The organism is Erwinia sp. PPS120, from assembly GCF_047918655.1.
In the GTDB taxonomy this organism is placed as follows: Bacteria; Pseudomonadota; Gammaproteobacteria; order Enterobacterales; family Enterobacteriaceae; genus Erwinia; species Erwinia tasmaniensis_A.
Genome location: NZ_JBLREF010000013.1, coordinates 78,363 through 92,684 on the forward strand (window position 1 = coordinate 78,363; position 14,322 = coordinate 92,684).

The following is a 14,322-nucleotide window of genomic DNA, read 5'->3' on the forward strand; positions in this document are numbered from 1 at the left end:
GAGCCAGGCATGGAATTTGCGTTTTATCTTTGCGGACTGGTGGCCGTACTCACCACGCTACGCGTTATTACCCATAGCAACCCGGTGCACGCGCTGCTGTATCTGATCATCTCACTGCTGGCGATTGCCGGCGTATTCTTCTCGCTGGGTGCCTATTTTGCCGGGGCGCTGGAAATTATCGTCTATGCGGGCGCCATTATGGTGCTGTTCGTCTTCGTGGTGATGATGCTCAATCTGGGCGACAGCGTACAGGCGCAGGAGCGTCAGTGGCTGCAGCCTGGCGCCTGGATAGGTCCCGGACTGCTGTCACTGGTGCTGCTGGTGGTAATGATTTACGCCATCCTGTCCGTTCAGGATCGCGGTATTGCGGGTTCGATGATCGACGCAAAAGCGGTGGGTATCAGCCTGTTTGGCCCTTACGTTCTGGCGGTTGAACTTGCCTCGATGCTGTTACTGGCGGGTCTGGTGGTGGCTTATCACATTGGTCGCGAAAAACGTGCGGGTGAAGTGCTGAGTAACCGTCCGGAAGACGCTGAAAAAGCCAGGAAGGAGGAACACGCATGATCCCTTTGCAACATGGCCTGATTCTGGCCGCGATTTTATTTGTCCTTGGGCTGACCGGCGTGGTCATTCGCCGCAACCTGCTGTTTATGTTAATCAGTCTGGAAATCATGATTAACGCCGCTGCGCTGGCGTTTGTCGTGGCGGGGGCATATTGGGGACAGGCGGACGGCCAGGTGATGTATATCCTGGCCATCAGCCTGGCCGCGGCCGAGGCAAGTATCGGTCTGGCGCTGCTGCTTCAGCTTCATCGCCGCAGTCAGAACCTCAACATTGATAAAGTGAGCGAGATGCGCGGATGAATCTTCTCTATTTAACTGTTCTCTTTCCGCTTATCGGCTTTTTGCTGCTGGCCTTTTCCCGGGGCCGCTGGTCGGAAAACCTGGCGGCGACGGTAGGCATGGGGTCCGTCGGTCTGGCGGCGCTGGTCACAGTCTATGTCGGAATCGATTTTTTCAGTCACGGCCAGGCGGTCTTTAATCAGGCGCTGTGGACCTGGATGCAGGTGGGCAACTTCACCATTAACGTTAACCTGACGCTGGACGGCCTGTCGCTGACCATGCTGTCGGTGGTAACCGGCGTGGGCTTTTTGATCCATATGTTTGCCTCCTGGTATATGCGGGGAGAAGAGGGCTATTCGCGCTTTTTCGCCTATACCAACCTGTTTATCGCCAGCATGGTGGTTCTGGTTCTGGCCGACAACCTGATGCTGATGTATCTGGGCTGGGAAGGCGTGGGCCTTTGCTCCTATCTGCTGATCGGCTTCTACTATACCGATCCGAAAAACGGCGCGGCGGCGATGAAGGCCTTTATCATTACCCGTGTGGGTGACGTGTTCCTGGCCTTCGCGCTGTTTATTTTCTACAACGAGCTGGGCACCCTGAACTTCCGGGAAATGGTCGAGCTGGCACCGGCGCACTTTGCCGCAGATAATCACATGCTGCAGTGGGCCACGCTTATGCTGCTCGGCGGCGCGGTCGGTAAATCGGCTCAGCTGCCGCTGCAAACGTGGCTGGCGGATGCGATGGCGGGTCCAACCCCGGTTTCTGCGCTGATCCACGCGGCGACCATGGTAACCGCCGGGGTTTATCTTATTGCGCGCACGCACGGCCTGTTCCTGCTGACGCCGGAAGTCCTGCATCTGGTGGGGATTATTGGCGCGGTGACTCTGGTGCTGGCGGGCTTTGCCGCACTGGTACAGACGGATATTAAACGCGTGCTGGCCTACTCAACCATGAGTCAGATTGGCTATATGTTCCTGGCGCTTGGCGTACAGGCCTGGGACGCCGCTATCTTCCATCTGATGACCCATGCGTTCTTCAAAGCCCTGCTGTTCCTCTCTTCGGGTTCGGTGATTCTGGCCTGCCACCACGAGCAGAATATCTTCAAAATGGGTGGCCTGCGTAAAAGCATTCCGCTGGTTTACGTCTGCTTCCTCGTGGGCGGTGCGGCGCTGTCGGCGTTGCCGCTGATCACCGCGGGCTTCTTCAGTAAGGATGAAATCCTGGCCGGTGCGCTGGCTAATGGGCATATCAACCTGATGGCGGCCGGTCTGGTCGGGGCATTTATGACCTCGCTCTACACCTTCAGGATGATCTTTATCACCTTCCACGGGAAAGAGAAAATTCACGCGCATGCGGGCAAAGGCATTACGCACCATCTGCCGCTGATCGTGCTGCTGCTCCTTTCGACCTTTATTGGCGCGATGATAGTGCCTCCGCTCAGGGGCGTGCTGCCAGAAACCACCGCGCTGGCGCATGGTCGCGTGCTGACGCTTGAAATCACCTCTGGCGTGGTAGCGATTGTCGGTATTCTGCTGGCCGCGGCGCTGTGGCTGGGCAACCGGACGCTGGTCACCCGCATTGCCAACAGCGTGCCGGGCCGCTTCTTCAGCACATGGTGGTTTGCCGCCTGGGGCTTCGACTGGCTCTATGACAAAGTCTTCGTCAAACCTTACCTGTTTGTCGCCAGAATTTTGTCACGCGATCCGCTGAATACGCTGATGAATCTGCCCGCTTTGTTCTCCCGCGTGGCGAATAAAGGGCTGGTAGTCAGTGAAAACGGCTATCTGCGCTGGTATGTCGCTTCCATGAGCATCGGTGCCGTTGTGGTGCTGGCGCTGCTGATGGTGGTTTAAAGGTTAGTGGCGGGGGAGGGCTCGTACCTCGCCCTTTGATTTGAAGATATTGAAAATTACCTGAAGGTTGGGCGTCATCGGCGCAGTCAGTTTTGTCACCGCCAGCGCGCAGCACCACAGCATACTTTTGTATGTGAGGAGTGCGAGCACTGCCGGGGGCGAAAATGGCAAGCAAGATAGCCCATGCAGGTTCAGAAAAGGGAAACAAAACGCCATGTTATTACCCTGGCTTATACTCATCCCGTTTATCGGTGGCCTGCTATGCTGGCAGCTTGAGCGCATAAGCAGCAAACTGCCGCGCTGGATAGCGCTGATCTCGATGGGACTGACGCTGGTACTCTCGCTGCAGCTCTGGATGCAGGGAGGCTATTCGCTGACGCAGGCTGCGGGCCTGCCGCAGTGGCAATCGGAATTCCTCGTCTCCTGGATCCCGCGCTTCGGCATTAATGTGCATCTGGCGCTGGACGGTCTGTCGCTGTTAATGGTGGTACTGACCGGCCTGCTTGGCGTGATGGCTGTGCTTTGTTCATGGAATGAGATTGAAAAGTGGCAGGGCTTCTTCTACCTGAACCTGCTGTGGATACTCGGCGGCGTGATAGGCGTGTTCCTTGCCATCGACATGTTCCTGTTCTTCTTTTTCTGGGAAATGATGCTGGTGCCGATGTACTTCCTGATCGCACTCTGGGGTCATAAGGCATCTGACGGTAAAACCCGTATTACCGCCGCAACCAAGTTCTTTATTTATACCCAGGCCAGCGGTCTGGTGATGCTGATTGCCATTCTGGCGCTGGTCTTTGTGCACTACAACGCGACGGGCATCTGGACCTTCAACTACGAAGACCTGCTGAAAACGCCGATGTCGCACACCGTTGAATATGCGCTGATGCTCGGCTTCTTCATTGCCTTTGCGGTAAAAATGCCGGTGGTGCCGCTGCATGGCTGGCTGCCGGACGCGCACAGTCAGGCACCCACGGCGGGTTCGGTGGATCTGGCGGGTATTCTGCTGAAGACGGCGGCCTATGGTCTGCTGCGCTTCGCGCTGCCGCTGTTTCCACACGCCTCTGCGGAATTTGCCCCGATCGCCATGTGGCTCGGGATCATCGGTATCTTCTACGGCGCGTGGATGGCTTTCTCACAGTACGACATCAAGCGCCTGATTGCCTACACCTCCATTTCGCATATGGGCTTCGTGCTGATTGCAATCTATACCGGCAGTCAGCTCGCGTTCCAGGGGGCGGTGGTGCAGATGATTGCTCACGGTCTCTCTGCTGCCGCGCTGTTTATCCTCTGCGGTCAGCTGTATGAGCGGCTGCATACCCGTGATATGCGCCAGATGGGCGGCCTGTGGTCACGCATTAAATGGCTGCCGGGACTGTCGCTGTTCTTCGCCGTTGCCAACCTGGGGATGCCGGGGACCGGTAACTTTGTGGGTGAGTTTATGATCCTGACCGGCAGCTTCAGGTCCGTGCCGGTGATTATCGTTATCGCGACCTTTGGACTGGTGTTCGCGTCCGTTTATTCACTGGTTATGATGCAGCGTGCTTACTACGGCGCACCCAGGTCTGAAACGCCGCTGCGCGGAATGTCGCCCAGAGAGTTTCTGATGATTATGGTGCTGGTGGTCCTGCTGGTGCTGCTGGGCGTTTACCCACAGCCGATTCTGGATACCTCTCATGCCGCTATGAGTAACATTCAGCAGTGGTATACCGCTTCAATTTTAACTACAAGGCCGTAACTCGCCATGACAATAACTCCTCAACAATTGATCGCGCTACTGCCGTTGCTGATCGTCGGATTGACGGTGGTCGTGGTAATGCTCTCCATTGCGTGGCGGCGCAACCACTTCGCCAATGCCACGCTGGCGGTGGCAGGTCTTAACGTTGCCCTGTTCTCGCTCTTTTTTGTGGGGCACGTCGGCGCGATGGACGTCACGCCGCTGCTGCGCGTGGATGGCTATTCGATGCTCTATAGCGGACTGGTGATCCTTGCCAGCCTGGCGACCTGCACCTTTGCCTACCCGTGGCTGGCGACCTATCCCGATAACCGCGAAGAGTTCTACCTGCTGGTGCTGATCGCAGCGGCAGGCGGTATCGTTCTGGCCAGCGCGAACCATCTTGCGTCGCTGTTTATCGGCATTGAGCTGATCTCCCTGCCGCTGTTTGGTCTGGTGGGCTACGCCTTCCAGCAAAAGCGTTCGCTGGAAGCCAGTATCAAATACACCATTATGTCAGCGGTGGCCTCCTCCTTCCTGCTGTTTGGGATGGCGCTTGTCTATGCCGATTCCGGCAACCTGAGCTTTGTGGCGCTGGGCCAAAGCCTGAACGACGGTCTGCTGCATCAGCCACTGCTGCTGGCAGGGCTGGGCATGATGATCGTCGGTCTGGGCTTCAAGCTGTCACTGGTGCCTTTCCACCTGTGGACGCCAGATGTTTATCAGGGTGCACCCGCACCGGTATCGGCTTTCCTGGCAACCGCCAGCAAGATTGCTATCTTTGGCGTGGTGATGCGTTTGTTCCTTGATGCGCCGGTAGCGGACAGCGAAGCGGTACGTTTGGTGCTGGCGCTCATTGCCGTTGCCTCAATCCTGTTCGGTAACCTGATGGCCATTTCGCAGACCAATATCAAGCGTCTGCTCGGCTATTCCTCTATCGCGCATCTGGGATATCTGCTGGTGGCGTTGATCGCTATTCAGACTCACCAGCTGTCGCTGGAAGCGGTCGGGGTCTACCTGGCAGGCTACCTGTTCAGCAGTCTGGGTGCTTTTGGCGTGGTCAGCCTGATGTCCAGCCCTTACCGTGGGCCGGATGCGGATTCACTCTATTCCTATCGTGGTCTGTTCTGGCATCGTCCGATTCTGTCGGCGGTGATGACGGTGATGATGCTGTCACTGGCCGGGATCCCAATGACGCTGGGCTTTATCGGTAAGTTTTATATTATCGCGGTGGGCGTGGGGGCGCATCTGTGGTGGCTGACCGGCGCAGTGGTCGTCGGGAGTGCCATCGGCCTCTACTACTATCTGCGCGTGACCGTCAGCCTCTACCTGAATCCGCCGGAGCTGTTGCAGCGTGATACGCCAGCAAACTGGGCATTCACCGCAGGCGGGGTCGTGGTGTTGATTTCTGCCATCCTCGTACTGCTGCTGGGTGTCTATCCTCAGCCGCTGATTTCGCTGGTGCAGATGGCGCAGCCTTTAATGTAATTCTCACCCTGCTGATAAAACGGGCTCCCCTGGGAGCCCGTTTTTTTTGCTTCCTGTTTCCCCTCTGTACACCTAATGCATTAAGCAAAAACTAAGCAAACGGGCGTATGTTGCCTGCTATTGCTAACGGTTAGTAAACAGACGTACTTTAGCCGCCGAACGACTGAACGCTTTCCCGGGCGTATCGTCTTAACCGAATACAATAGTGGATGTCTGTCACAGACTACTCAGGCCGGAGAGATCCTTTGCTCAGATTGTTATTTTTGCTGATGGGCGCACAGCTGCTGAAAGCGCGCTGGCTGACGCTGGTCGGAGTCGCCCTGACCTGCTTTGGTCTGGGGATCGCTATCATCATTGATATTGCTCAGGATGGGTTACTGTCGGTGCCGCTCAATATGCTGGCCTTACTGCTGATTGTTGCCGGGGTCGGGGAGTGTATTAAGGCGCGGGTGGCCGATTTACGCATTGACTGGCCGGGGATGGCGAAGGGCTGGGCCTTTCTGCTGATCGCCTTTCTGATCTTCAGCGATCCCGCCGATAACAATGTCACCGCCTCGCTGCTGTTCGGGGTGGCATTCCTGCTGGACGGCCTGTTCCGGCTGATTTCTACCTCGCTGATGCGCTGCCGACTCTGGCGCAGGAAGGTGATGCTGGGGCTGACGGAGATCGGTCTGAGCGGCGTGATCTTCAGCAACTGGCCGTTTCATCATCATATCACCGTTCCGCTCTGCTTCGCGCTGGTCCTGCTGGCCTGGGGAGCGGCAACCATGGCGATGGCGCTGCAGGTCTGGCGGCTGCCGGAAAACGCCTCGGTTACGACCCTGCCGATGTACACCTCGCGCGGACTGCGCCGCCCGCACGGCACGGCCTATTCCCATCCCCCGTTTCCTGACTGCGATCCAGCGGCTCCGCTCAAGGTGCTGGTGTGGACACCGGTCGGATCGGCTGAGGTTACCGACCGGCGATTAATTATCGATCGCTATCTTGCCGCGGTGGATCAGCACGGCATTATCTCAGCCGGTCATGCTGCGCTCTCTCTGGAGCAGGAGATTTACATCAGCCACTATCCGGTGAAGGATATCGATCGCAACTTCACGAACTTCCGCGCCGTACTGCGCGCAGGGGAAGAGTACGATGTGTCAGGCTGTTTTCTGCCCTCGCTCCAGCAGGAAATTGATGACTGGTGCCTGCCTGACCATCGCATCCATTTACCGCGTTACAATGCAGAGGCGCTGCGAAACTACTGGAAAATTTACTCGTCAGATACCACCTATAACCTGACGTCGCGCAACTGTTCAACCAGCGTTATGCAGGCGCTGGATGTGGCGATGGAGGGGATATTAAGCGATCGGGGTATGCGGGGATTCGCACTTCTGTTTGACCCGCAGTTCTGGCTGCTGGGGCTGGTACGCAGCCGTGCGGAGGGGATGACATGGACGCCCGGCCTGTTAATGGACTACGTAACGCTGCTTAAAAAGGTCACCGCCCCCGCAGCAGGACGCATACGGCAGAGTCGTTTCCGCAGGCGATTACAGCTAAAGTAGATGCCACTGGCTGAAACGGAGAAAATGCATGAAACCAGAGTGGCACGATCTGCATCACACTGAACTGAACACGGCGCAGCTCTACCAGCTATTAGCCCTGCGCAGCGCGGTATTTGTGGTTGAGCAAAACTGTCCCTATCAGGATGCGGATGGCATTGATTTGCTGGGTGAAAATCGCCATCTGCTGGGGATGATGGATAACAAGCTGGTCGCCTGTGCCCGCCTGCTGGCTCCGCAAACGGACAGTGAACCGGTGAAAATTGGCCGGGTTATCGTTGCCAGTGAAGCGCGTGGATTAAGCCTGGGTAACCGGCTGATGGAGCAGGCCGTCGATTGCTGCGAACAGCACTGGCCGCAGCACAAAATCTTCCTCTCTGCGCAGGCTCATCTGCAACGCTTTTATGCCGGTTTCGGGTTTACGCCGGTGAGCGACACTTACCTGGAAGACGCTATTCCGCATATTGATATGGAAAGGTAAACGGAGACGTAAAGCGGTGAATCAAAAGGGCGAGTAAACCTCGCCCTCCTGATGTCAGCCCGCGGTCATCTGTCGGTCATCCACATACCGGCGCTTATCGGGCGGCGGCGGGAAGTACTGATAAAGCCAGGTTTCACTCAGCGTCTCATCCTTCGTACGCAGGAACAGGCGCAGGTTGACCGGCTCGGTAGAGTCGCTGTTGGGGTACCAGTCAAACAGGATACGGTAGCCATCAATCGGCTCAACGTAGAGGATTTCCACCTGTTTGATGGTGCCTGACGTCACGTTTATTACCGGTTCAATCCCCTTTGGCGCAGCGGCTTTAAGATCGCCACCGACAAAGTCCACCGCGAAACGACGCGCCCAGACATCCGGGTAATGCTCGCCCGGTGCCCAGCCCTCCGGGAAGCCGCCCATGCCGGTGCGCGTGGCGTTTACGCGCGACAGGCCGCTGCGGACCGGCGGCAGACCGCTCCAGTAAAGCTTATAGCTAAAGCTGTGCTCGCTGCCTGCCTTAATGGCCTCGGCAGGACGCCAGAAGCAAACGATATTATCCAGCGTTTCCCCCGTGGTAGGGATCTCCATCAGATTGATGGCCCCCTTGCCCCACTTGCCAACCGGCTCCACCCACAGGCTGGGGCGCTTGTTGTACCAGCCGATCACATCCTGATAGTCCTGAAAATCATGATCCAGCTGCAACATGCCGAAGCCGCGCGGATTTTCATCCTGGTAGGCGTTATAGGTCAGGCGCTGCGGATTGTTCAGCGGGCGGCAGATCCACTCTCCGGTGCCGGTCCACATTGCCAGACGATCGGAGTCATGGATTTGCGGGTGAATGGTATCGCACATGCGACGCTCATTATTGCCGCAGCTGAACATGGTGGTCATCGGTGCAATACCGAGCTGGTCAATATCCTTACGGGCATAAAGGTGGTTTTCCACCTCCATCACCACGCGCTTATCTTCGCAGTGGATAATAAACTTGAAGGCACCGGTACAGCTTGCCCCATCGAGAAGGGTATAAACGGTAAAGGTGGTGTCGCCCGCGGCCGGCGTTTCAAACCAGAAGGCGGTGAAGTCCGGAAACTCTTCTTTGCTGCTAAAGGTGTCAATGGCCACGCCGCGCGCAGACAGGCCGTACTGATAAGTCTCATCAACGGCGCGAAAATAGCTGGCGCCGAGGAAGGAAACAATATCTTTACTGGCCAGTTCGGGTTTTTTGAAGGCGCGGAAGCCGGCAAAGCCCAGATCGGTTTTGCCCTCAAGCTGATGGGTATCCACCTTCGCGTTGTTGTAGTTAAACAGCTCAGGCCGGAAGTGGATTTCACGCGCTTCACGGCTGGCGGCATCAACGGAAAACATGCGCAGGCGGCGCTTAAATCCCATCCCCACGTGGAAGAACTGAACGTCCAGCTCTCGATCGGGGGTGGCATTCCACAGCGAGTGATTGGCGTCATACTGGATTTCGTTATAGGCCTGCGGCGTCAGCGTGGCCAGCGTTTCCGGCAGAGGCGCTGGCGCGCCGCTCCAGGGCTGTCTGGCCAGACTGGCGGCCATCTTTTTCAGCACGTCGAAGTCAAATCGCTTCGCCGTGCCGTCGGCAATATCGGTGTCTGCCCAGGCGGCCTGAGCAAATAACGTTGATAAACCGGACATCCCGCTTACCGTAGCGAAAGCCATTGACGCTTTCATAAACATTCTTCGATTCATGCCAGAAATCATTTCCTTTGCTGAACGGAGTGTGTAGAGCCTGTCGCGCACTGATGCACATCAGCTGCGTCACGACCCGAACGAAACGCAGCCTGCTTTACCCGAGTTGTGAGCAAGGTCACAGAGGGGTACGACAGCGTAGCGGTTTGAAAATTCACTGCTGCGAAATTTATCAGATTAATCTAATCAAAGCAGTGTAATCCGTTTAATCCCGGTTTTTTTCGTCTGGCGCATTATTCACCGGATCGGGCATTTTATCAGTCAATTCCTGGTCCATTTAAGCGGCAGAAGTTCTTAAAGTGTCTATAGTTAGTGAAGAAAATTAATTCGCACAAGGAGATGTTATGGCTACTAAAAATAATGAACCACAAGATACCCGTGTAGACGACGACCTGGCGCTGTTAACTCAAACGCTGGAAGATGTTCTGAACTCGTCAGGCGACACGGCCGATCAGAAATATGTTGAGCTGAAAGCGAAAGCGGAAAAATCTCTCAAAGAGGTGAAATCCCGCGCCAGCGATGCGGCAGATTCCTATTATGCTCGTGCTAAGCAGGCTGTTGACCGCGCTGATGAGTACGTTCATGACAAGCCATGGCAGGGTGTCGGCGTCGGCGCCGCACTGGGTCTGGTTGTAGGTTTACTGCTGGCTCGTCGCTAAGAGTAACTGATTGACTGAACGGGCGTCTGAAAAGGCGCCCGTTTTTTTATGCGCAAAAAATCTGATTGCGCGTCTGAAACGGGTCTGGATCAAAATAGCCAAAGTATTCACGCGTAAAATAGCGGCATTCTTCGCAGCCCGGAAAGACCGCCGTGTTAATTTTTGCCGCGCTCCAGCGTCTGCGCCAGCAGCTGCTTAATATCACCGATAGCCGCCCCGGCTACGCCAGGCTGGATACTCAGCTGCCTGCCGACAGTGACGGACTTCGCTGGCTGGCCGCACAGGTCGTCTGGCCGCAGTTCTACTGGCAGCCGCGCAGTGAAGGCGAGACGCTGACCGCCTGCGGTGAGGTGATGCATGCCGGGTCGGCAGAGGATGCCCGTCAACTGCTTGAGACATTGCCCCCTGGCTGGAAGCTGGTGGGCGCCAATGAATTCGGGCTTACCCACAGTTTTCTGTTTCTTCCCCGCCTGCTATTGCAGGGGTTAACCCTGAGCATTTTTCTGCATGACGCCGTCTCACTGCTGGCCGATGCGCAGCGGGCGATCGCCTTTATCGACAGACTGCTTCCTGCTCGCGACATAATGGCGTTACCCGACCAGTTGAGCGAACTGACGCATCTGCCGGATTACCATGACTGGAACCGGCTAGTCGAACGCGCGCTGGCCTCAATTCAGCGTGGGGATCTGGATAAAGTGGTGCTGGCCCGTGCCACCGACCTCTGGTTTACCCGCACGGTGTCGGTTGCCTCGCTGCTGGCCGCCAGCCGGGATAGCAACCAGCACTGCTACCACTTTTTGCTGGCGCCTGAGCCGGGCCGCGCCTTTACAGGATCCAGCCCGGAGTGCCTCTATCACCGCCGTGCATTACGGCTCTCAACCGAGGCGCTGGCGGGAACCTGCGCCAGTTCAGCGGATAGCGCCCAGGCCGACAGGCTGGCGCGCCAGCTGTTGCGGGATGATAAAAATCTGCGTGAAAACGGCATGGTGGTGGAAGATATTTGTCTGCGCCTGCAATCGGTCACCGCCGGGCTGGATGTGTTGCCGGTTGAAACCCTGCGCCTGCGGCACGTTCAGCATCTTCGGCGCAGAATTCACGCCAGCCTGGCGCGTGCGGACGATCTCCAGTGCCTGTCGCGCCTGCAACCTACCGCGGCCGTTGCCGGGCTGCCCCGTCAGCCTGCCAGATCGTTTATTGCCGCAAATGAACCTTTCACGCGCGGCTGGTATGCGGGGTCGGTAGGCTATCTTTCCGCGGAGCTGAGCGAATTTGCCGTCGCACTGCGTTCAGCCGGGGTAGAGGGAAATCTCGTGCGTCTGTATGCCGGGGCGGGAATTGTCGCCGGGTCTGAAGCGCAAAGTGAGTGGCAGGAGCTTAACCATAAGGCGGCGGGACTGGCTTCCCTGCTTAATGTCGATTTAACGGCGGGATCCTGCCTCAAATCAAAATAGTCGCGGCCTGCTGCTTTTATACTGCAAGCCTGGCTTGATTTCGGAGCGGGTTATGTCACACAGCACCTTCAACCGCCGCTGGGCGGGCATTATCCTTGAAGCCCTTACGCGCCACGGCGTACGTCATATTTGCATCGCTCCCGGATCGCGATCCGCCCCCCTGACGCTCGAGGCTGCGGCGCATGCCACTCTGATTTGTCACACTCATTTCGACGAGCGGGGCCTCGGGCACCTTGCCCTCGGCCTGGCAAAAGCGCTGCGTCAGCCGGTGGCGGTAATCGTGACCTCGGGGACAGCCGTTGCAAACCTTTATCCGGCAATTATTGAAGCACGGCTTACCGGTGAAAGGCTGGTTATCCTCACTGCCGACCGTCCTCCGGAGCTGATCGACTGCGGAGCCAACCAGGCTATTGCGCAGCCGGGACTGTTTGCCGGCCAGGTCGCCGCCGCATGTAACCTTCCGCGACCCACGCCGGATATTCCCGCCCGCTGGCTGGTTTCGGCGGTGGACGCGCTGCTTGATGAACATCGCTGGGGCGCGGTACACCTCAACTGCCCATTTGCCGAACCGCTGTATGGCGGCGATCCTGATGCATTTCGCGACTGGCACGACGCGCTGGGCGACTGGTGGCATAGCGACCAGCCCTGGCTCAGCACGCCCGCGCGATTAGCGATACCCGTTCAGCCGGAGTGGCCCATCCTGCGGCAAAAGCGCGGCGTGGCGATCGCCGGGAAAATCACGCCGGAGGAGGGCATCGCGCTGGCGGCATGGGCCAGCGCGTTAGGCTGGCCCCTGCTGGCCGACGTTCAGTCACAGTGCGGACAGCCGCTTGCCAGCGCGGAAGTCTGGCTGCGGCACCCGGAAACGCATGAAATCCTGTCAGCGGCTGAGGTGGTGGTGCAGTTCGGCAGTCACCTGACCAGTAAACAGCTTAGCCGCTGGCTGGCCGGTATTCATCCGGATGCCTTCTGGCTGATTGAGTCGATGCCGGGCAGGCGCGACCCCGCCCACCATCGCGGCGTGCGCATTGCCGCTGACATTCTCCCCTGGCTGGCGGCCCATCCGGCTGTCGCACCAGCGTCAGAGCTGACGGGCAACTCTGCCCTGACGCCCCACCTCCGGCAGGACGCAGGTTCATCCCTGATGCCCGATCTGCGGCACGATACCGATCTTCTTACGTCGCGGCGCCCCTGGTACAGCGGGCTAAACGCGCGGGTGACGCAAACGCGGGAAAATCTGCACCGGGCGCTCGACCATTTCGGCGAGGCGCAGCTGGCGTACCGGTTGCCTGCGCTGCTGCCTGAAAAGGGCAGCCTGTTCCTCGGTAACAGCCTGACTATCCGGCTGGTGGATGCCCTGGCGCAGCTGCCAGCGGGCTATCCGGTGTTTGCTAACCGTGGCGCCAGCGGCATTGATGGTCTGATCGCGACCGCCGCCGGCGTTCAGCGCGGCAGCGGTAAGCCGCTGCTGGCCGTCGTGGGCGACCTCTCCGCGCTTTACGACATCAACAGTCTCGCGCTGTTGCGCCAGGGCAGTGCGCCGCTGGTGCTGATCGTGGTGAATAACAACGGTGGACAGATTTTCTCGATGCTGCCCACGCCGAAAGCCGGGCGTGAACGCTTTTTTTCCCTGCCGCAGCAGGTTAATTTTTCCGGCGCCGCGGCTCTGTTCGGCCTCGCCTGTTATCAGCCTGGCAGCTGGTCGGCGCTGCTGGCAGCGGTAGACAAGGGATGGCAGAGCGGTGCCGCCCTGATAGAGCTGCGGGTAGAGGAACAGGCTGCGGCGCAGTTTCTGGCTGACGCCGGTAAGGACACACGATGATCCTTCACGCGCAGTGGCGCGGTAAGCACGTTAGCGACAGGCCGGTGCTGGTCTGGCTGCATGGTTTTCTCGGCAGCGGGGCAGAATGGCTAAGCGTGCAGCACTACTTTCCTGACAGCCCCCAGCTCAGTATTGACCTGCCCGCACACGGCGGCTCCCGCGCGCAGCGGGTAGCCGGTTTCGAACAGCTCTCTGAACGTCTCACCGCCACGCTGCGCTTTCATCGGGTGAAACGCTACTGGCTGATCGGCTATTCGCTCGGGGGGCGGGTGGCGTTATACCACGCCTGCCGTCACGGCGGCAGCGATCTGCTGGGGCTGACCGTCGAGGGCGGGCATGTCGGGCTGACCACCGATGAAGAGCGGCAGCAGCGACGAGAAAACGATCGGGCCTGGGCAAAAAGGTTCCGCCAGCAGCCGCTGGAGCGAACCCTTGACGGCTGGTATCGCCAGCCTGTTTTTGCCGACCTCCGGGAACCAGAGCGGCAGGCGCTGATCGCCCTGCGCCGCAACAATCACCCACAGGCGCTGGCGGAGATGCTGATGGCCACATCCCTTGCCGTACAGCCCGATTTACGCCCCGACATCGCGCAGCTCACCTGCCCGCTACAGTATCTCTGTGGGGAACAGGATCGCCGTTTCAGCGCGCTGGCCGAACAGGCTGATATTCCGTATGAGACCCTTCCCGCAGCGGGCCATAACGCCCATCGGGCTAATCCGCAGGCGTTTGCCCGCCGTCTGGCGCAGCGTCTTCCCGACTAA

At 58.2% G+C, this 14,322-nt stretch carries 12 protein-coding genes; 11 read left to right on the forward strand and 1 reads right to left on the reverse strand.

Translation table 11 applies throughout. The annotated features are described in order from the left end of the window. Positions 1-9 precede the first annotated feature (9 nt). The 7 genes from nuoJ (at position 10) to ACLRGG_RS08225 (ending at position 7,919) form a co-directional block, all read left to right on the forward strand. Positions 10-564 carry an NADH-quinone oxidoreductase subunit J gene (gene nuoJ, locus ACLRGG_RS08195; RefSeq protein WP_416249252.1) on the forward strand — a complete coding sequence of 185 codons (555 nt, stop codon included), beginning with the start codon at positions 10-12 and terminating at the stop codon, positions 562-564. Then, positions 561-863, forward strand: coding sequence for an NADH-quinone oxidoreductase subunit NuoK (nuoK, locus tag ACLRGG_RS08200; protein ID WP_067705691.1), 303 nt, complete (start codon positions 561-563; stop codon positions 861-863). Before nuoJ ends, nuoK begins: the two co-directional genes overlap by 4 nt. Next, complete coding sequence (gene nuoL, locus ACLRGG_RS08205) at positions 860-2,698, forward strand: NADH-quinone oxidoreductase subunit L (protein WP_416249253.1); 1,839 nt, start codon at positions 860-862, stop codon at positions 2,696-2,698. Before nuoK ends, nuoL begins: the two co-directional genes overlap by 4 nt. 214 nt (positions 2,699-2,912) lie before the next feature. Next, positions 2,913-4,433 carry an NADH-quinone oxidoreductase subunit M gene (gene nuoM, locus ACLRGG_RS08210; protein WP_416249254.1) on the forward strand — a complete coding sequence of 507 codons (1,521 nt, stop codon included), beginning with the start codon at positions 2,913-2,915 and terminating at the stop codon, positions 4,431-4,433. Between the two features lie 6 nt (positions 4,434-4,439). Continuing rightward, positions 4,440-5,897, forward strand: a complete 1,458-nt coding sequence (gene nuoN, locus ACLRGG_RS08215; protein ID WP_416249255.1) for an NADH-quinone oxidoreductase subunit NuoN — start codon at positions 4,440-4,442, stop codon at positions 5,895-5,897. A 245-nt stretch (positions 5,898-6,142) separates the two neighbouring features. Next, on the forward strand, positions 6,143-7,441 hold the full coding sequence (locus ACLRGG_RS08220) for an HdeD family acid-resistance protein (RefSeq protein ID WP_416249256.1): 1,299 nt from the start codon (positions 6,143-6,145) through the stop codon (positions 7,439-7,441). A gap of 28 nt (positions 7,442-7,469) precedes the next feature. Continuing rightward, the gene (locus tag ACLRGG_RS08225) at positions 7,470-7,919 is read left to right on the forward strand and encodes a GNAT family N-acetyltransferase (RefSeq protein WP_416249257.1); all 450 of its coding nucleotides are present in this window, start codon (positions 7,470-7,472) and stop codon (positions 7,917-7,919) included. A gap of 54 nt (positions 7,920-7,973) precedes the next feature. Here ACLRGG_RS08225 and ACLRGG_RS08230 read toward each other — a convergent pair whose 3' ends face one another. Continuing rightward, positions 7,974-9,629 carry a glucan biosynthesis protein D gene (locus tag ACLRGG_RS08230; RefSeq protein ID WP_416249258.1) on the reverse strand — a complete coding sequence of 552 codons (1,656 nt, stop codon included), beginning with the start codon at positions 9,627-9,629 and terminating at the stop codon, positions 7,974-7,976. A 344-nt stretch (positions 9,630-9,973) separates the two neighbouring features. Between ACLRGG_RS08230 and elaB the strand changes: the two genes are divergently transcribed. The 4 genes from elaB (at position 9,974) to menH (ending at position 14,322) form a co-directional block, all read left to right on the forward strand. Further along, on the forward strand, positions 9,974-10,288 hold the full coding sequence (gene elaB / locus ACLRGG_RS08235) for a stress response protein ElaB (protein WP_416249259.1): 315 nt from the start codon (positions 9,974-9,976) through the stop codon (positions 10,286-10,288). Positions 10,289-10,440: 152 nt separating this feature from the next. After that, entirely contained in the window at positions 10,441-11,739 is a 1,299-nt protein-coding gene (locus tag ACLRGG_RS08240) for an isochorismate synthase (protein ID WP_416249260.1), read from the forward strand. A 52-nt stretch (positions 11,740-11,791) separates the two neighbouring features. Further along, positions 11,792-13,561 carry a 2-succinyl-5-enolpyruvyl-6-hydroxy-3-cyclohexene-1-carboxylic-acid synthase gene (gene menD, locus ACLRGG_RS08245; RefSeq protein ID WP_416249261.1) on the forward strand — a complete coding sequence of 590 codons (1,770 nt, stop codon included), beginning with the start codon at positions 11,792-11,794 and terminating at the stop codon, positions 13,559-13,561. Next, a complete protein-coding gene (menH, locus tag ACLRGG_RS08250; protein WP_416249262.1) occupies positions 13,558-14,322 on the forward strand; it encodes a 2-succinyl-6-hydroxy-2,4-cyclohexadiene-1-carboxylate synthase in 765 nt (254 codons plus the stop codon). The genes menD and menH overlap by 4 nt, the downstream gene beginning before the upstream one ends.